Origin of the sequence: Thiosulfatimonas sediminis, from assembly GCF_011398355.1 — a bacterium.
In the GTDB taxonomy this organism is placed as follows: domain Bacteria; phylum Pseudomonadota; class Gammaproteobacteria; order Thiomicrospirales; family Thiomicrospiraceae; genus Thiomicrorhabdus; species Thiomicrorhabdus sediminis_A.
Map to the genome: position 1 here is coordinate 2,582,620 of NZ_AP021889.1, position 19,124 is coordinate 2,601,743.

Here is a 19,124-nt window from a genome sequence, read left to right on the forward strand (position 1 = left end):
CTGAATTAGTTTGCGCTCAGCACATGGCCATAAAGCTGGTTTAAGGTGGCGATTGCCGCGCCTAAATCGACCTTGTTAAGGGCCAACTGTTGTTGCGCGCCAAGAAAATCCTGCTGCGCTCGAAGCAAAGATTCGATGGTCATCGCGCCCAACTCATAGGCTTTTTGCACCATCGCGAGCTTTTGTTCGCTCAAGGAAAGACTTTGTTGCAATAAGGTTTGTTGTTGCTGCAAAGTCGCTTGTTGCTGAACGGCATCAGCACGCTCTTGCTGCCATTGCAGTTGCCATTGCGAAACGTCAACTTGCGTCGCAGTCAAATTACTCTGCTCTTCAGCGATGCCAATTTGCCCTTTTTGATTCACCCCTAATGGCAGAATGATTTGCGCGACCATGGTGCTGTGGTCGGCACTCGGCGCTTGGTCATGGATTACCCCTAGATAAACCGTTGGTGCCATTTTCTGGTTTGCCTTGGCCTGTCCCAATTTTGCTTGCGCCATTTGCTGCTGAGCACGTAACCAAATCATATGCGGATGTTGTGGCAGCGCTAAAGGCGCTAACAGTGCTTCATCAATCTGTGCGGGTAAAGCCGTGCTTTGTGTCCAACGTTGATACTGTTGGCGCGCGCCATCCAATCGTTTTTCGGCCGCTTGGCTTTGTGCCGCAAGATTCATCACTTGCACCTGTGCCATCAAAAAATCCAATTCGGTCGCTTCTCCAGCGCGTTTTCGTAGTGCCACTTTTTCCAATAAACTTTGCGCTTGCTGATGCGCCACAGCTGCCGCCTGCTGCTCAACCTCGGCACGGCGTAACTGCCAACTTATGCTGCGTAACTTACCTACCGCCTGCCACTGCAAATACCCCTGTTGCGCGCCGCTTAATGCACTGGTGCTTTGCGCCAGTCCTTGCCACGCTTGCTGCTGAGCGGGGAGCTGCAATAACGCCTGGGCGCCAATTTCATAATTACGCATCTGTTCGTTACCAAACAACAGATCATTTTCATGTTTGAGATGTACATCAACATCCTCACCCGACCAGCGCTGTCCTTGTTGTTCGTACTGTTTAGCCAAATCTTGCCAAGCCGCTTGCTGTGCTTGCTGCGGCAGGGCTTGCTGCACCGTGTTAACTAATTTGGCGTAATCTTCCGACACCCGACTGTCCGCCAAGGCTGAATGGCTTAAAGCGGCAGCGAACAAATAAGCGAACAGACGATAAAAGCGAAAAGATTTTTGCATAGAGCCACCCACTTTTAAATGGTAAAAAAATAGAGTCTAATCATAAGATGCGTAACTGAATTGAATCTGAAAATAGACGCAAAATTGGCGTCCAGACGAATTTATCAAGACATTTTCGGCATCTGAATACGGTAATGTTTTGAATCTAAAAAGAAGCCGTCATCCTTTTAACCCAACCTTAAAGCAGACGCGCACTTGTAAGCCACCATAAGTGGAATGCGCAAACTGCAGCTCGGCACGATAAGCTTGCACCAATTGTTTAACAATTGATAAGCCAATCCCATGCCCCGGCTTGGTTTCATCGGTTCGATAGCCGCGCATTTCTAAATGTTGCAACTGCTCATCCGATACACCTGGCCCATCGTCTTCAATCCGCAGACACTGTGCATCCAAATGACAATAGACATGACTATCCGCCCATTTATAGGCGTTATCGAGCAAGTTACCAAATAGTTCAAACGCGTCTTCTTGCTCCATCATCAATTGCGCGTCCTGCGCAAAATCACAATGTAACGTCACCGCTTTATGCCGATAGAGCTGAGCAAAACTTTGCTGCAAATCCTCTACTAAAGGGGCTAATTTCAGTGGCGCAATCACTTGATTGTGCGCGAAACGCTCTGCTTTTAGTTCGCGCTCAATCAGTGACAAAATCAACTGACTCTGCTGCTTTAACTGGTCGTGCAACTGTGGATAATTGCGCAATCGCTTATCCTCAATCAGCTGAAAAATCAAATTCAGTGGGGTTTTCAGGCTATGCGAGAGGTTTGAGTTTCGTTGTCGAGATTGCTCAAACTGCAATCGCGACTTTTCCAATGCCAGCTGCAAACTGCCCAACAATGACTGCACTTCTTGCGGATAGTCTTCCGGCTTTAACTGTAATGTCTGCCCAAGCTGAAATGCTTGCAGCGCTTGCTCCAACGGATTTAAACGACTAAAAGCGCGCCCTAACAGCCAACGATGCAAAAAATACAAACTCAGTAAGGCGAACAGAGTAAAACCGGCGAACACTAAATCGTAACGAAACACCATTTGCTGAATTGGCTCGTGATTTTCAGCAATATAAATTCGCATATTTTGTCCGTCTTTGACTAAGCTTTCGGAACGCACCAGAACCAAACTCCCGGTCGGCCCAAGGGTTTCATAAACACTCACCTTCTGTTGAGTGTTATGTTGCTGTAGCTTAAAACCCTGCAAAGAGGGCGAATAGAGGGTGTCACGCGGGGTAACAATCACATAATAATGACCGGATTGCGGAGTCATATAAATTGGGCCGATACTGGAGTGATCCATCATCCACTGCTCGCCATGACGGACTAAATGGTCCTCCACCAAATCGGTGTCATGCTCCAAACGGGTTAACAGATAGGATTCGCTAACCGTATGCAAAGCGGTTTGTGATAACCACCAAAAAGCCCCAAAAATCAGCACGAGACTTAACGTCAAACTCACAAAAAGCTGCCGCTGAATCGAAAGCGAACCCATATCAAATACTTTCAACACACATTCGCTCCTTTAATCCGCTTGCGGCGGGACAAATTTATAACCCATGCCGCGCAGAGTTTGTATTGTCTCTTTACCAATCATCTTACGCAGCTTACGAATATACACTTCAATCACATTGGATTCACGATCGTAATTTTGATCGGCAATTCGTCCCAATAGCTGCTCTTTGGAAAAGACGCGGTTCGGACTTTTAAAAAAGACCTGTAATAACCGAAACTCTGTCAAAGTTAGACGATGCTGTTGCGCACCGACTTGTAGGGTTTTATCGTTTAAATCCAAATATAAATTTGCATAGTTCAACACATCATGCAAACCACTGTCTTGATTGCGACGCGCTAAGACTTCCAGACGAACCCAAAGCTCTTCAAATTCAAACGGTTTACCCAGATAATCATCCGCACCGGCTTTTAAACCAGTCACTTTTTCCTGCCAACTATTACGCGCACTCAAAATTAACACCGGCAGACGTTGATTGTTACCGGCTTGGGTTCGTAGCTGCTGTAAAACCTCAAGACCATTAATATCCGGCAAACCTAAATCCAGAATCAGAGCGTCATATTCAAACTCTTGTAAATTAAACAATCCTTCACGACCGTTGTTGGCAACATCCACCACTGCCCCTTGTTCGCTCAAGCGCCGATGCATTTTCTCTAATAACAGCGGCTCATCTTCAATCAGCAGTAATTTCATCGTGCTTCATCCATTTAATCTCCAAGACACAAAGTGTATAAACTTTATTGACTGGTCGCAATCAGGCAATTGTCGCTACTTAAAAAGCGAATGGACAGAATCGCTGTACAACAGCTGCCATTCGAACCAACCCAATAACCAATGCAAAAAATAAAATTCACTCTTGCGTCCTGCGGATAAAACTGGTTAAATATCGTTATATCTTAATGGGAATAACGGTTTATTTAACCTGACCCACAGACCTATTTTTTCTATGTCTGTCATCTAATAGTAGAGTACCCTTAGGGAAAACTCAGAGCGACCCTTAAATGCCCAACCAAACTAAGGTGTTGGGCTTTTTTTTGCCCGTAAAACAGACTATGGATAAATCCTAACCGTGCTGACTTAGCCCTTGCTTTTTAGCAGTCACTACCGCATATTGAGTTCCAAACGACCTTATGAGAATGATTTATGTTTTCGGCTACGCACCCCCTTATGTCTGACACTAAAACCCCCTTAACAAAACCGCTATTTACGCTGTTCTGCTTTGTCTTGGCGCTGACCAATATGACGGTCGCCCAGGCTCAAGAAGCGCCCAGCGATAAACCAAAAAATCCGCCAATTACTGTTTTGGCTTATCAACTGCAAGCCGAATCGATTGCCCAAAACGTAAATTTAATCGGCACTTTACAAGCGGTACAATCCATTGAAGTGCGCGCCACCGTCACTGACAGCATTACCGCCCTGCCGTTTGTCGAGGGTCAAAGCATTTCCAAGGGTGCGGTGATTGTCAAATTGAACGCCGAAGAAGAGCAAGCTGAACTTAAGCAGGCGCAAATCATCAGCGCAGAAGCCAAACGCCAATATCTACGCGCCCAAAAGCTTATCGGCCGCGGCAATATCACCGAAGCAACTTTAGATGAACTCAAAGCCGCTTGGCACAGTGCCGAAGCACAACAAACCATCCTACAAGCAAGAATTAACGACCGCACCATCCGCGCTCCTTTTGCAGGTCGATTAGGCTTTAAGGCAGTGCATGAAGGCGCATTAGTCAGCAACAATTCACTGATTACTACTCTCGACAATACCGAGCAAATGTATCTTGATGTGCAGATTCCCGACCCCTATCTACAACAACTGCAATTAGGGCAAAACATTCAATTCTCAGTGGCCGAACAAAATTTTAGCGGCGCGATAACCGTCATCAATCCGCGTATTAATCCCGAGAGCCGCTTATTACAAATGCGCGCTCTAGTCAACAATCCGGATGCGCTGTTAAAAAGCGGAATGCAGGTGCAAGTCCAACTGAATCTTGGCGAGCAACGCCAACTACTCTTGCCGGAAACCGCCGTGTTGATGCAAGGCGAAAAGAACTTTGTCTATGTAGTGCAAGACTCGCAAGCGCAAACGCCCTCCTTTGCGGTGCGTAAACAACCGATTACCATTGGCAAACGCTATTTCGGTCAAGTCCAAGTTACCGCCGGTTTGCAAGCTGGCGACGTCGTGGTCAGCCAAGGAATTTTGCGCTTAAAACCCAAAAGCCAAATTAAAATCAAAGCCTACCAAGATAAACAACCGCTGGAAGATTTACTGCGTGGCAAACCTTTAGAAATTCCGAATAAAACACAGGTAAATTAATTATGTGGCTTTCCGATATCTCGGTTAAACGACCCGTTTTGGCGTTTGTTGTTTCGGCCCTTTTACTGGCGTTCGGTTTAATGTCGTTTGAGCGCATGAGTCTGCGTGAATACCCAAATATCGACCCGCCAATCGTCAATATTTCGACCGATTATCTTGGGGCTTCGGCCTCAGTAGTGGAAAGCCGGATTACCAAAGTCATTGAAAACCGCATTTCCGGCATCTCTGGAATTGAATACATCGAATCCAGCTCGCAAGATGGGCGCTCGCAAATCAAGGTGGAATTTTCCTTGGACCGCGATATTGATGCAGCCGCCAACGACATTCGCGACCGTGTATCGCGAATTGCCGACAATTTACCGGAACAAGCGGATCCGCCAGACGTTCAAAAGGTCGATGGTGATGAGAGCGTTATCGTCTGGTTCAACCTTGCCAGCGATCGGATGACCGTTGCACAACTGACGGATTTTGCCGAACGCTATGTGGTTGACCGCTTCTCCGTTTTGGATGGCGTGGCGCGCGTTCGTATCGGTGGCGGCCAATCATATGCGCTACGTATTTGGCTCGACCCCTTAAAATTGGCGCAATATGATGTCAATCTGAATGATATTGAAAGCGCCTTGCGCAACACCAATATCGAACTGCCCGCCGGCACGGTGCAGAGCGATCAAATGATGCTCACAGTACAGATTGCCAAACCGTTCAGTTCAATGCAAGACATCGAAAAACTGGTATTAAAAAACTTTGGCAATGGGCAGATTACTCTTGGCCAAGTCGCGCGCGTTGAACTCGGCGCAATTGAAAAACGTCGCTTATTCAGAGGCAACGGGATTCCGATGGTCGGTATCGGCATCATCAAACAATCTAACGCCAATACCTTAAGCGTGGCTGAACTGGCACGCGAACGTAAAAATTTGGTCAATCAAGGATTGCCGGAAGGAATGTCTTTAGAAGACAGTTACGACGCGTCCATCTTCGTCAAGAGCGCGGTCAACGAAGTCTATAAGACTCTGTTTATCGCCCTCGGGTTGGTGGTGCTGGTCATGTTGATTTTCTTAGGGAATATTCGTGCCGCGTTGATTCCGGCGGTGACGTTGCCTGTCTCGCTGTTAGCCACTTTCTGGGTACTGTGGATGCTCGGCTTTTCGATTAATCTTTTGACCCTGCTCGCACTGGTATTGGCCATCGGTCTTGTTGTAGATGATGCGATTGTCGTGCTGGAAAATATCCAACGCCATTTAAATCTAGGCCACCCGAGTATCGCTGCAGCCTATCTCGGCACGCGTCAAGTTGGTTTTGCCGTGATCGCGACGACACTGGTATTGATTTCAGTATTTATGCCCATCGGTTTCATGGATGGCAATATCGGACGCCTCTTTTCCGAATTTGCGATTACCTTATCGGTGGCGGTCATTTTCTCCAGTTGGGTGGCACTAACCTTATCGCCCGCCCTGGCTTCCAAAATCCTTAAACCCAATAAAAATCCACAAAAGTCAGACAAAAATAATCGCTTATGGAAAGGCTTTAAACCTCTGCTGAAATTTAATTTGCGTTATCCGTGGATTGCTGTGCTGGTCTTTTTAGGTTTGTTAGGCAGCTCCTATCAACTATTTACCGAAGTGCCTCGCGAATATGTACCGAAAGAAGATCGTGGCGCTTTCTTTATCAGTGTTAAAGGGCCAGAAGGCGCTAGCTATGAGTACATGCAAAGCTATATGCAAGAAATTGAACGCCGTTTAATGCCATTAGTGCAAGCCGGAGAAGCCAAACGCGTATTGATTCGAGCACCGCGCTCTTTCGGCAATGCACAGGTCTTTAACACGGGTTTTGGTATCGTGATTTTAGAAGACTGGAGCCAGCGTCGCAGCGCCTTTGAAATCATGGCAGAGATACGCAAAAATTTCAGCGACCTCAGCGGCGTCAAGGTTGCGCCGATTATGCGTAGCAGTATTGGCGGGCGGGTCGCACAACCGGTACAGTTTGTTATCAGTGGCAACAACTACCAGCAATTGGCGGAATGGAAAGAACAATTAAACAATGCCATTAATGACAATAATCCTGGACTAACCGGCATTAATTGGGATTTTGAAACCAATAAGCCACAATTAGGCATTCAAGTTGATTACCAAAAAGCGGCCAGCTTAGGCATTACCCAAGCGGATTTAAACGCAACCCTGCAAACTTTATTGGGCGCCAAAAAAGTCACTACCTTCCTCTTAGAGGGTGAGGAAATTGATATTCTGCTGGAAGCCGAACGCAATCTACTGAAATCTCCCAGTGAGTTAAGCAAAATCCATTTGCGTTCCGCCAGTGGCGCAATGATTCCCTTAACCCAGTTGGTCAGTCTAAGCACCTTTGCGGATGCGGCCAGTTTAAATCGCTACAACCGCATGCGTTCAATTACCTTAGAAGCGAACTTAGAAGACGGCTATACCCTAGGCGAAGCACTCACCTATCTCAACCAGCTGGCACGCGACACCCTGCCAAGCGAAGCAATTATCAGCTACAAAGGACAAAGTAAGGAGTTTAACGAAAGCAGTGACTCCACATTATTTGTGTTTTTATTCGCGTTGATTGTCATTTTCTTAGTCTTAGCGGCGCAGTTTGAGAGTTTTAAATCGCCCTTGGTCATCATGCTGATTGTCCCCTTGGCGATTGTTGGCGGCTTAATGGCTTTAGTTTTCCACGGCCAGACGTTGAATATTTACAGCCAAATTGCGTTGGTGCTATTAATTGGTTTAGCCACTAAAAATGGTATTTTGATTGTGGAGTTTGCCAACCAGTTGCGCGACCAAGGCAAGAGTTTGTATCACGCTTTAATGCAGGCGGTTAAGCTGCGCTTAAGACCCATTATTATGACAACCCTAACCACCTGTGCCGGAGCAATTCCATTAATTCTATCCAGCGGCGCTGGTGCAGAAACACGCCAGATTTTAGGCTTTGTTTTGCTTTGGGGCGTGGCCTTCTCGACTCTGTTGAGTTTGTTTATGGTACCGGTGTTTTATACTTTGATTGCACGCCATGCGCATTCGCCGCAATACACAACGCAATTATTAGAAAAACAGCTGACTAAGAGACGCAGTTAATTCACTTTGGAATGGAATATTTGGAATGACTATTTTGGAATAACTCGTTCGAGATTGCTTTGTACTAAAAAGACTCTCTTACACTTTTGAGGTTTAAAACCTCAAAATTGAATGCTCAGGAGGCAACGACCCAACCTCAATCCTCGGATTGGGTATTCGTTTCAAGTGCTGGCGACTCAACAAAATGATAACCGTTGCGGCCGTGGGCTTTAACATGGTAAAGCCCACTGTCAGCGCGCTCAATCGCGGTATCAATATCGTGTAACCCATCAATTAACGTGCCGCCAAAACTGCAGGTTATTCCTTTCGGTAAACTATGCAAATGTTTTTCAACATTGAGGCGCAGCTCCTCGGCAACACGATTTAATGAAATAACATCTTCCACCGCCATCACAATCAAAAACTCTTCGCCACCCCAACGAACCAACAAATCACTTTCACGCAAATTGTTTTTCAATAACGCACATAGCTGGCGTAAGACTTCATCGCCTTTAGCATGACCAAACTGATCATTCACTTGTTTGAAATGGTCAATATCTAACATTAACAAGCCGGTTTTTTTCTTATTGCGGCGCACCAACTTAATGAACGACGTAATCGACAAATCAAAGAAATGGCGATTATAAGCACCCGTCAGAGAATCAATCGAAGCCTTTTGACGCCACATCAACTTCTCTAAAAATGCACTGCTAATATCTTGAAAAGAGATAACAAAACTACGCTCGTCAAACTGACTAATCTCAACCGCGAACGTCATCAACTCACCGCGTTGGTTTTTAATGGCCACATTGCGGTCACTACTGGATAAACGCAACATCGCATCGACCCAATGGCGATCCTCTATTTGCATTTTAGTTAAGTCAAAAAAGTGCTCGCCCTGTTCAAAATAATCACAAATACAACGCTGAACACTGGTTTCGGTGCTGCGCGCTCGATCAATCCCAAAAAAATCAAAATACGCTTGGTTAGCAAATGACATTAAATGTCCATCGGTCAAAATCACCATGCTCTTTTGCGTATCAATAAATTTTTGCAACTTATCTAAAGCGCGGCGCTGTGCGGTCACATCGGTCATAACGCCTTCAATTTGCAAGCGGCCATTTTCATCTAACACTTTTTGTCCAGTATCACTCACAAACAACTCAGTACCGTCTGGTCGCTTCACTCGGTACTCTAATTCGTAAGGTTTACCGGCTTCCACCGCACTAAAAATATGCTGCCGAACCCTTTCGACATGGCTAGGATGGATAAACTGCAAAAACTCGACTTCTTTAGCCAGCAATTCATAGGCATATTGCCCTGTATAAAAACGTGAAGATGCATTCGCAAAATCAATTTTCCAACGCCGATTCGGTTCCCAACTGTAGCAATAGACCAAGTTAGGCAAGCGTTCAACTAAGGCTTGGTAACGCTCACCTAAACGCTCTAACTTTTGCTCGCGCTCGACCATTTCCGTAATATCGTGCATGGTACCGATAGAACGAACCACTACGCCATTGTTATCCAGCTTATGCTCGCATTCCTCTTCAACAAACAGCATCGAGCCATCGCTGCGGAAAATACGATGCTTTATGTTATATGGCGTGCCATGCGCCAACGCATAGCGGAAAGTAAAATCTAAATTTTCACGGTCATCTGGATGCACAAAGCTTAAAAAACGCTCGTAGGTCGGTACAAAACTCTGCGGACGCTCGCCAATCATACGAAAGATTTGGTCGCTCCAATAAAGCTCTTCGGAGGTTAAGTCAAACTCCCATGTACCTAATTGTGAAATCTGTTGCGCTTTTTCAAAACGCTGCAACCCCACCCGAAGCGCTTGCTTACTCTGTTTCAACTCTTTTTCATTACGGCGACTGAGGTAAAGCAAATACAAAACCAGCGCCGTAATAGTGATAATTAAGAAAAAGGCCAAGAAAAATTTGGCCATTTCGGCAAGGCTTTTTTCATCCTCTTGAAAATAGACCATGTAACCCACCACTTTATGACTAATCGCGTTACGCACTGGCAAAAGCGAAACCATATAACCTTGGCCATTTACATTCACCAATCCACTGGTAACCTGATCGCTGTTAAGTGCGTCCAAAGTTTGCTGCTCGCTCCAAGCCTGCAACACTTGCGCAAACTGTAAACGCGTATTGAGGTGCATCAAACCGATTTCATACATAAAATCGTCTGAAAATGGCGTAACTTCGTAGTTACTCATCTCGTTTTGAAAAACCTTAGCTTCAACAATATCGCGGCGAATAATAAAGCTGACTTTGCCCGTTAACTCACGCGCCATGGCATCCATAATCACTTTCATCGACACCGATGTCTCCACCGAGCCGACTGGTTTTTTATTCCAAAACAACGGAAAAACAAAACGATAGCCGTTAAAAATACGTCCTTCCTCAAAACCTTGCACAGCCATACCGGTACGGTTCACATAAGAAACCGTAGCGCGAACCTCGGAAAGGTTATCGCCAAATTTATTCGGTCTATGAAAACGTAGGAAACTGTCGTTGTTGTGCAGATGAAAATGCAGCTGCTTGAGCTTGAACTTGTCCATCGAGTTATACAATGGAAACAGACGGTTAAAGATTTCGTCACGCAACTCTTGGCGGCGCGCTTCATCGGCCGTATTGGCCTCATAGAGACGTTGTTGATAAAACGGTTTATCAATAACGTTTTCAAAAATCAGCTCGGCATTATTGGCAAAACCATGAATCAAGGATTTTTGGGTGACATCAACTAAATGATTTTGCGCATTTAAGATTTCTTGATGGCGCTCCTGATAATTCCAGAACAGCAAGACCGCCACCAGCAAGACGAAGGCGCTATAAAACACAGAATATTGCCATGCTGATTTGAGTATCTGCTGTAACCTCACGCCAATCCCTTGTCAATAGAACCTTAAAAAAGTAGGATTTTAAAGTATAACAAAGCCCCCTTTTTTTTCTGGATAAAGTCCTTTATTCTCAGAAAAAGATTATCGACACTTAAGCTAGATTAAATTTTATACTCTGACCGCCAAATAGAGGCGTGGGTGATTAAGAAAAAATCCGTGGCTGAATCAATTTACTACGGCAAATCGACGGGAGTTCCAGACCACAGAAAAGTTTCCACAACAGAACCTCGCCTGCCATAAAAACGGTCACTCGGGTAACGCGAGTGATAAGGATGCCGGCAAAACCGGCCGAGAGATAACTGAGAAAAATGAAATTACGGCTTTTGCTCGCCTTCTGGCACATAAATCAAGCTGCCGTCCTCTAAACGATAGGTGACACCGGCTTTCGCACCTTTGCCTTCACCCATTTCACCCGTGGATTGATACTGCTTGAGTTCATTACCCTCTTTGACCAGAATTTCCATATTCTCTTCGCCGGGGTTTTTAATCACCGTGACATTCTCTGCCGTGTTAAACGGGTTAATCGGATTGCTCATCACAATAATCAATAACACCGCAATGACCACCAAAAACAGATCGACCATATTCACCACGCTGAGAATCGGGTCGTCTTCATCTTCTTCAATAATATTTAAATCAATTTGACTCATCGACTCATTCTCAGTTTAGGCGGCTGTTAATTCAGATTTTGCCGGCCTTTGAACCGCTTTGGCCTTAACCAATGCTTTCAACTCTTCCAATAACCAACGGCGGCGCACTGACAAGGTCATAAAGGTCATCGAAGCCGCTAACAACGCAATAATCACCGCCGCAAAAGCGATGGTCAGCTGATTAGCAACCCCTTGAAAATCGCCACCGGCGACCGCCATTAACGCCGGACCCATTGGAATCATCGTCGCCACCAAGCCCAACATCGGTGCTATGCGACTCACCAAACGCAACGGTTCTAATTGACGTAAAAGTTGTAACTCGACTTCCTGTTGATCCGCCTGTGGGTTCTTCGCCCAAAAACGGTTTAACGGCTGCTCCTTTTTACGACCCATGGCACGCATCAGCCATTCAAAGCCAAAGCGCCCCAGCTCATAAAACGCATAAGCAAACATCACCGCCAAAATCACTAAGACCGGCATTAAAAATAGACTGGCGATTTCCGCCATCGTTAATTCGATAATATTCATGCATTCTCCTGAATACGCTCTTCTGATTAAGACAAAATGCGTTAATCACGGCGTTTTAATTTGCTGGAGATTTTAGAAGGCAAGAGAGCAAGAAACAATGCGACAAATTGTCGCAGGGAAAAGGGTTTTAGGTTTTAGGTGTTAGGTGTCCTCTCGTTCCCACGCTCCTGCGTGGGAATGCATAAGCACAATCAACTCACCAAACTTTTTGAATCTCAAGAAGACCGTCATCACCTAAATAATCTCGAGCACTGGAATATCGTAAGCGTTCATTCCAGGACGTCCTCCCACGGCAATGAATTTCTCGCTACAGTAACCTCTCACTCACTAACAGGAGGTTACATTCATGACAACAAAGCGCCGCACTGCCGACCAATGGCAAGTCCTGGTTGATCAGCAACATCACAGTGGCTTGTCAGCCCGACAGTTTTGCCAGCAACAAAAAGTTGGCTATGCCAGTTTTTGCAACTGGCGCAAACGCTTATCTGAAAAACCAGACGAGAGCGACGATTCAGCATCCAGTGAATCCAGTTTTCTGGATCTGTCCTCATTGATAAGTGACTCACGCGCGAGCGACTCTGGCTGGAACATTGTTCTAAGTCTGGGCAACGGTGTTGAACTGCGACTGAGCCAGAACGGATGATCGGGCTCGATAGTCAAGCGCGTATCTGGCTGTGCACCCAGCCCACCGACATGCGAAAATCCTTCCAAGGCCTCAGCGCCCTGGTTCGCAACCAACTCAAACAAGATCCGCTCAGCGGTCACTACTTTGTCTTCATCAATCGCCGTAAAACCCAGATGAAGATGCTGTATTTTACCGGAACCGGCTACTGCCTGTGGGCCAAACAACTGCAACAGGGACAGTTCCCAGTGCCCAAATCCAATGCGTCCCATCATGCGCTGACGCTTGCCGATCTGCAGCTGCTCATCGATGGTATTGAAGTGCAAAAATACCGCCAATTCAAGCGTTTCAAAAGGGTATAAGTACGTTAGTATTTGGTATAATACAGCCCATGATTTCAATGCGCTCAACATCACCTGCCACAGCACTATGCGCCTCGTCTGACGCCACAGACCTGGCTCAGCAAAATGCGCTGCTACGTGAACAGTTAGCCTTGCAAGCAGAAACCATTGCTAAGCTCGAACACCAGCTCGACTGGTTCAAAAAACAACTGTTCGGTCTCAAGTCAGAAAAGCAGGTGTTTGACCTGCCCCAGCAGGCCAGTCTGCTCCAGAGTGAACAGGCAATGCGACCGGACACATCAGTGGATGAACCCAAACGCACCATTCAGGCCTATCAGCGCGGCACAGGCAAAAAACAGCGTGACGACGATTGTCTCAACGACACCGGTCTGCGCTTCAGCGCCGATGTGCCCGTGGAAGTCATCGAACAGCAACCGCCAGAACTCAGTGGTCCCGATGCGGACCTGTACGATATCATTGCCATCAAAACCACTTATCGTCTGGCGCAGCGCGCCTCAAGCTATGTGGTACTCAAGTTTGAGCGCCCGGTGATCCGTCGCAAGGGCTGCAACCCAAAATTGATCACAACGCCCGCACCGTTGAACGTGCTCGACAACTCTCTGGCTGACGTCAGTCTGCTCGCCGGAGTGTTGGTCGACAAATTCCAATTCCATCTGCCCCTGTATCGACAGCATCAACGGCTTATGCAGGCTGGCATTACCGTCAGTCGCAGCACCCTGACCAATCTGGTCAAGCGGTCCATTGATCTACTCAAACCGATTGTCGATGCCCAGACAGACAATGTGTTGCGCTCGCGAGTACTGGCCATGGATGAGACCCCAATCAAAGCCGGTCATCAGGGCCGGACAGGCTCACAAAAGGGTAAAATGAAATCCGGCTGGTTCTGGCCGCTGTATGGTGATGCTGACGAAGTGGTGTTTACCTATGCCAGCTCCCGAGGGCGGTTGCACATAGAAACCGTTCTCAAGGACCAATTTAATGGCACCCTGCTCAGTGATGGGTATTCGGCCTATGCGCGCTACGTTGAGACACAACAGGGTGTTACGCATGCTCAATGCTGGGTGCATGCACGCCGCTACTTTATTGACGCACAAAAAGCGCACCCTGAACGAGCGACCGATGCCTTGCAGCAGATCGCACAGATCTACCGGAATGAAGAAGTCATTCAGACACAGGGCCTGACAGACGAGAAAAAACGTCAGTACCGATTGGATCACTCAAAGCCAGTGGTCGATCACTTCTTCACATGGTGTGAGGAGCAACTCGATAACCCACAACTGGTTCCCAGTGATCCGCTGACCAAAGCGCTGAACTATGTGCTGGGTCGTACAGCGAGTCTGAAAGTGTTTTTAAAAGATCCGCAAGTGCAACCGGACACCAATCACCTGGAGCGGGCCTTGCGGCCCATTCCAATGGGTAGGAAAAACTGGATGTTCTGCTGGACAGAACTGGGGGCCGAGCACCTGGGTCTGATTCAAAGCCTGATCAGCACCTGCAAGTTACATGAGGTTAACCCCTACACTTACCTGGTGGATGTATTGCAACGCATTGGCCGACACCCGGCCAAAGACGTTGTGGATTTAACACCGCGCGTCTGGAAAACTCGGTTCGCTGATGCCCCTCTGCGTGCACTGATTGATCCACGCCACCCGTACCGTCAAAACACAGCGACAGAGGTTTACGCTCATGCGCATTGAAGACATGACATTGGATCAGTTAATGGAACTGAACACGCTTATCTGCCAGCGCATTGACCAGTTGCAGGAGCGTGAAACCATGGAAGCGCTGATGCAATTGCGATTGGGGATGAAAGTGACGTTTGAGGGTCGCTATGGACAAGTGTTTGGCATCTGAACTGGTCTAATAGCAGTGGACACTTTTATAAGAGACAATAGATGTTGTCGAACTAGGAGTGATCATGAGTCAAAAGAGAACTTATAAAACTTACACCGATGAGTTTAAAAAAGAAGCCGTCGCGTTGGTAACGGATCAAGGTTACAGTGTGGCAGAGGCGGCTGAATCCTTAGGTGTCAGAACGAATTTGATTTACAAGTGGAAAGACAAACTTGAAGCCCAAGCCAATGGGTCAGGTCTGAGTCAGGATGAACGCGCTGAGTTGAAACAGTTGCGCGCTGAAAACAAGCGCTTAAAACTCGAAAAAGAGATCCTAAAAAAAGCCTCAGCCCTTCTGGCGCAAGACATCCGATAACGTTTTCATTCATGGATGAATTGATTCAGGAGGGCTTGCCCGTTAAGCCTGTGAGCCAAGTTTTGAAACTCAGTCGTTCAGGCTATTACGCATGGAAAAAACGACCTAAAAAGGCAATCAAGGCAGAACAACTTGAACTCTATCGTACAGCCAAAAAGCTCTTCAAAGAGAGCCGTGACAGTTTGGGCTCTCGTGAACTCGCCAAAGCCCTTCGTAAGGCTGGGTTTCCCGTCAGCCGAGAGAAAGCACGTCGGCTCATGAAAACACTGGGATTAGTCGTCAAGCAGCGTCGAGCTTATAAAATAACGACTAAGCGTAACCTGACACATCGAGTGGCGGATAACTTGGTCAAGATGAAGTTCAATCCAAGCGCGATGAATCAAGTTTGGGCAGGCGATATTACCTACTTGAAAACACCTGAAGGTTGGCTGTATTTGAGTGTCGTAATGGACCTGTATTCTCGCCGCATTATCGGTTGGGCCGTGAGTGAAAGAATGACGGTCGAACTCGTCATGCAATCCTTGCAGCAAGCGTACTGGCTACGAGGGCATCCCAAAGGCGTGATTTTTCACAGTGATCGTGGTTCTCAGTACACGAGCAAACGGTTTGCCACGCTACTCGCTAAGCAAAATATGACAGCCTCTATGGGCGATGTCGGAGCCTGTTGGGATAATGCCGTTGTTGAACGATTTTTTGGCAGCTTAAAACATGACTGGCTGTTTAAAGCCTATCATCCAACACGCGAGAGCATGAAAAAAGACGTAGCAGATTACATGCGTTACTACAACTTAAAAAGGCTTCATACTGCGAACGGTGATTTGACGCCGATTGAGTATGAAAATTGTAAAAACCAAGTGTCCAAAAAAGCTTGACCAGAACAAAATTACTGGTATATACAAATAAAAAAATGTTGTGGATTCAAATAATAAGCCCAATGTCAAAAAAATAATTAAAACAGGAATCACTCCCTTTCCTTCTTTCGTGACAGGGAAGCTTTTATTTAATCTACTTAAACTTATCAGGTGCCAATGCTGGTTTGAATTATGATTTACTATTGTACTCAATATTCTATTTTTGTAATTTTTCTCACTAATAAAAATGAGCGTAACTTTCTGGCCTTCAAGTAACGGAATTCTATGATGCTTTAACGTATAGTGATGATCCTTCCCTGAAGAAGATCGAACCCAAAATTCATGCTCATCATGATGATCCGTGCGAACAGTAATATCGTCGTCAAAAATATTTTTTTCGGAATAAGTATCAGTTTTGGTTCGTTTATTTGAACTGATTACCTGACCTGTGAGGCTTGAAAACTCTAAAATTACCTCACCAATTTTTAAAGTATCCATTATCCATTCCCATACAGAACTAATCGCATATACCCTTTGCTTTTCAAGAGTCCAATTGTTCGCACAATCTTTCAAGAAACTTTGTAAGCGGCAATTTACCCACACCCTAGTTTTCTAGGATGCGGTGTGATTCCACGGCAGAAGTGCTTCGAACTGCTCGAGGGTGTCGCAGTTGGGGAAGTTTCGGAAAAGATGAGTGAGATAAGCTTGGGGTTCGAGTCCGTTGGCTTTGGCGGTTTCAATCAAGCTGTACAGCATCGCACTGGCTTTGGCGCCTTTAACCGATTGGCTAAAGAGCCAGTTCTTGCGTCCGATCGCGAAGGGACGAATGGCATTCTCAACTGGGTTGTTGTCGATATTCAATCGCCCATTCGTGGTGAAGATTTGAAGCTTTTCCCAGTTTTTTGCCAGATAGCTCAAGGCCTCACCGAGTTTGCTTTTGGGCACGGTGCTGTTGAGGCTTTTATCCAACCACGTTTTGAGCTGTTCTAAAACCCGCAGGCTTTCGGTTTGCCGGATCTCGAGTCGTTTATTTGGTGGTTGGTCTTTGATGTGTTGTTCAATTTGATAGAGCTTTTGAATGAGATTGAGTGCCATGTCCGCCTTGCCGGTTTTATTCTTAGGCAGTACTTTTTTGGCATCCATAAACTTGCGTCGGGCATGGGCCCAACAACCTAGATGGGTAATCTGTTCCGTTGCACCGATTTTGTGATAACCCGCATAGTCATCGGTTTGTAGGAAGCCTTTAAACTCAGGTAATAAATTCATGGCGGTTTGTGCGGTGCGATCCGGTGCATAGTCGAATAACACCACTGGGTGTTTTTGATCACCCGTCTTGCGTACCCACATGTAACTGTGGCTCTCTGCGGTTTTCCCCACCTCATTCAACACTTGCACACGCGTTTCATCCATGTGCACATAGCCACTGTCCAGCAGAGAATCTTGCATCAGGTTGTACAGAGGCTGGCAGAGTTGGGCCCCCTTAATCATCCAGTTGGCCATCGTTTGGCGTGACAGTTCGACCTCTAAACGTTCAAAGGCTTTTTCTTGACGATACAGCGGTACGCCATCTTGGTATTTCGCGGTGGCAATGTAGGCAAGTAACCCAGGACCGGCGATGCTTTTGGGAATCGGCTGTTTGGGCATGGACGCTAACTTAAGCGAACCCTCACAACATGGGCAGGCGTATTTTTTACGCACTAACTGACGAACAATGATTTTGGCAGGAATAATTTCTAATTGCTCAGAGACTTCTTCACCGATTTCTTTGAACTCTGAGCCACAGTCACATTTCTCACCGGCCGGTAAGCAATGTTCAACACGTTGACGGGGAAGATTCTTTGGTAAGGGTTTACGACCCGCGTTGGATTTTGCTTTGGGTGAGGCACTCGAGGATTCATCACTACTCGACGCTCTCAAAGACGAATTGTCCTCGACTTCGGGTTCATTAAACAGTTCCGCTTGATCGGGGTGTTTTTCACTGCTTTTATAGAATTGACGAACCTTAAAGAACATGACCAATTCAGACAGACGACTGACTTCCGTTGATAAGGTGTCGATGTGCTGGTCTTTTTGTAAAACCAAGGCTTTTAAGACATCGATATCATCGGGTAAATCGTGAGCAGTCAGAGGTGTTTTCATGGGCGGGTAAGATACCCGAATTAGCTCACGTTGTCATAGAAAAGTGATTGATGCGGCTGTTGAAAAATATCCAAGCCATCGAGTAACTGATTGAGCTGTTTGCCGGTAACTTCAATCGAATCCTTTGTTTCCTGAGGATTGAGCCATTTAAACTTGTGTTTCTCTAATCGCTTGTACCAGAGCACAAAGCCATTGCGCTCCCAGTAGAGGAGTTTGACCTTATCGCGAGAACGGTTGCAAAACACAAACAGTGCACCATTCATGAGAGAATGTCCCAGTTCAAGTTCTACAATGGCGGCCAGTCCATTAATAGATTTACGCATATCCACGGAATCACGATAGACAAAGACGTGTGCATCAAAGCTTGGTCTAAGCATGACGATTCAACTCGGTGATTAATTGCGCTAATTGCACCACGGAACACTCAAATGCCAATCCTTTTGCCTTGATGGCAATGCTGGTTGAGCACGGTTCAGACTGATCGTGAATCACCATCGGCAAAAAGGCAGAAGATTCTTTGATGGGTTCTTGGCTTAAGTTTCGAAGCCTACGTCGCCAAGTATAAAAGGTTGAAATCGCCAAGCCTTGCTGCTGGCAAAATGCCCGTTGTGAAAGACCACTGGCTTGCCAATCGGCAATCCGCTGCACCCAAAGTTCGTGTTTGCTCATCAAAATTCTCCTGTGATTGAAAACGCACAGAATAACGAACTTTATCCAAGAATTTTAGATGTGGGTAAATTGGCGCTTA

At 46.3% G+C, this 19,124-nt stretch carries 17 protein-coding genes; 7 read left to right on the plus strand and 10 right to left on the minus strand.

Features of this window, described 5'->3' with window-relative positions:
* Positions 1-5: 5 nt before the first annotated feature.
* The 3 genes from HRR27_RS12125 to HRR27_RS12135 form a co-directional block, all read right to left on the minus strand.
* Positions 6-1,232 (minus strand): TolC family protein, encoded by a 1,227-nt coding sequence (locus tag HRR27_RS12125; RefSeq protein WP_173274093.1) that lies wholly within the window; start codon positions 1,230-1,232, stop codon positions 6-8.
* A 159-nt stretch (positions 1,233-1,391) separates the two neighbouring features.
* Positions 1,392-2,732: a sensor histidine kinase gene (locus tag HRR27_RS12130; protein ID WP_173274094.1), complete on the minus strand. Its 1,341-nt coding sequence runs from the start codon at positions 2,730-2,732 to the stop codon at positions 1,392-1,394.
* Between the two features lie 12 nt (positions 2,733-2,744).
* Positions 2,745-3,425 (minus strand): response regulator transcription factor, encoded by a 681-nt coding sequence (locus HRR27_RS12135; protein WP_173274095.1) that lies wholly within the window; start codon positions 3,423-3,425, stop codon positions 2,745-2,747.
* Positions 3,426-3,899: 474 nt separating this feature from the next.
* Between HRR27_RS12135 and HRR27_RS12140 the strand changes: the two genes are divergently transcribed.
* Both HRR27_RS12140 and HRR27_RS12145 read left to right on the plus strand, forming a co-directional pair.
* Complete coding sequence (locus tag HRR27_RS12140; protein WP_173274096.1) at positions 3,900-5,042, plus strand: efflux RND transporter periplasmic adaptor subunit; 1,143 nt, start codon at positions 3,900-3,902, stop codon at positions 5,040-5,042.
* 2 nt (positions 5,043-5,044) lie between these two features.
* A complete protein-coding gene (locus HRR27_RS12145; RefSeq protein WP_173274097.1) occupies positions 5,045-8,128 on the plus strand; it encodes an efflux RND transporter permease subunit in 3,084 nt (1,027 codons plus the stop codon).
* A 136-nt stretch (positions 8,129-8,264) separates the two neighbouring features.
* Here the strand turns inward: HRR27_RS12145 and HRR27_RS12150 are convergent, their stop codons facing one another.
* From HRR27_RS12150 to HRR27_RS12160, 3 genes are all read right to left on the minus strand, one after another.
* Positions 8,265-10,997, minus strand: a complete 2,733-nt coding sequence (locus tag HRR27_RS12150) for a diguanylate cyclase (RefSeq protein ID WP_173274098.1) — start codon at positions 10,995-10,997, stop codon at positions 8,265-8,267.
* A gap of 332 nt (positions 10,998-11,329) precedes the next feature.
* Positions 11,330-11,665 carry a DUF2149 domain-containing protein gene (locus HRR27_RS12155; RefSeq protein WP_173274099.1) on the minus strand — a complete coding sequence of 112 codons (336 nt, stop codon included), beginning with the start codon at positions 11,663-11,665 and terminating at the stop codon, positions 11,330-11,332.
* Positions 11,666-11,680: 15 nt separating this feature from the next.
* On the minus strand, positions 11,681-12,193 hold the full coding sequence (locus tag HRR27_RS12160; RefSeq protein ID WP_173274100.1) for a MotA/TolQ/ExbB proton channel family protein: 513 nt from the start codon (positions 12,191-12,193) through the stop codon (positions 11,681-11,683).
* Positions 12,194-12,539: 346 nt separating this feature from the next.
* On the opposite strand from HRR27_RS12160, the gene tnpA (HRR27_RS12165) reads away from it, so the two are divergent.
* From tnpA (HRR27_RS12165) to HRR27_RS12185, 5 genes are all read left to right on the plus strand, one after another.
* A complete protein-coding gene (gene tnpA, locus HRR27_RS12165) occupies positions 12,540-12,836 on the plus strand; it encodes an IS66 family insertion sequence element accessory protein TnpA (RefSeq protein ID WP_173272502.1) in 297 nt (98 codons plus the stop codon).
* Positions 12,833-13,177: an IS66 family insertion sequence element accessory protein TnpB gene (tnpB, locus tag HRR27_RS12170; RefSeq protein ID WP_173271188.1), complete on the plus strand. Its 345-nt coding sequence runs from the start codon at positions 12,833-12,835 to the stop codon at positions 13,175-13,177. The genes tnpA (HRR27_RS12165) and tnpB (HRR27_RS12170) overlap by 4 nt, the downstream gene beginning before the upstream one ends.
* 38 nt (positions 13,178-13,215) lie before the next feature.
* On the plus strand, positions 13,216-14,874 hold the full coding sequence (gene tnpC, locus HRR27_RS12175; protein ID WP_173274101.1) for an IS66 family transposase: 1,659 nt from the start codon (positions 13,216-13,218) through the stop codon (positions 14,872-14,874).
* Positions 14,864-15,031 carry a hypothetical protein gene (locus HRR27_RS12180; RefSeq protein WP_173269056.1) on the plus strand — a complete coding sequence of 56 codons (168 nt, stop codon included), beginning with the start codon at positions 14,864-14,866 and terminating at the stop codon, positions 15,029-15,031. The genes tnpC (HRR27_RS12175) and HRR27_RS12180 overlap by 11 nt, the downstream gene beginning before the upstream one ends.
* 64 nt (positions 15,032-15,095) lie before the next feature.
* A protein-coding gene (locus tag HRR27_RS12185; RefSeq protein ID WP_173274102.1) for an IS3 family transposase occupies positions 15,096-16,258 on the plus strand; the annotation gives its coding sequence in 2 pieces (ribosomal slippage) (positions 15,096-15,372 and positions 15,372-16,258; 1,164 coding nt in all).
* Here the strand turns inward: HRR27_RS12185 and HRR27_RS12190 are convergent.
* The 4 genes from HRR27_RS12190 to tnpA (HRR27_RS12205) form a co-directional block, all read right to left on the minus strand.
* Positions 16,175-16,735 carry a hypothetical protein gene (locus HRR27_RS12190; protein WP_173274103.1) on the minus strand — a complete coding sequence of 187 codons (561 nt, stop codon included), beginning with the start codon at positions 16,733-16,735 and terminating at the stop codon, positions 16,175-16,177. The genes HRR27_RS12185 and HRR27_RS12190 overlap by 84 nt on opposite strands.
* Before the next feature lie 114 nt (positions 16,736-16,849).
* Complete coding sequence (gene tnpC, locus HRR27_RS12195) at positions 16,850-18,376, minus strand: IS66 family transposase (protein WP_173274104.1); 1,527 nt, start codon at positions 18,374-18,376, stop codon at positions 16,850-16,852.
* Between the two features lie 20 nt (positions 18,377-18,396).
* On the minus strand, positions 18,397-18,753 hold the full coding sequence (gene tnpB / locus HRR27_RS12200) for an IS66 family insertion sequence element accessory protein TnpB (RefSeq protein ID WP_173271178.1): 357 nt from the start codon (positions 18,751-18,753) through the stop codon (positions 18,397-18,399).
* On the minus strand, positions 18,746-19,045 hold the full coding sequence (gene tnpA / locus HRR27_RS12205) for an IS66 family insertion sequence element accessory protein TnpA (protein ID WP_173271176.1): 300 nt from the start codon (positions 19,043-19,045) through the stop codon (positions 18,746-18,748). Before tnpA (HRR27_RS12205) ends, tnpB (HRR27_RS12200) begins: the two co-directional genes overlap by 8 nt.
* Positions 19,046-19,124: the final 79 nt, after the last annotated feature.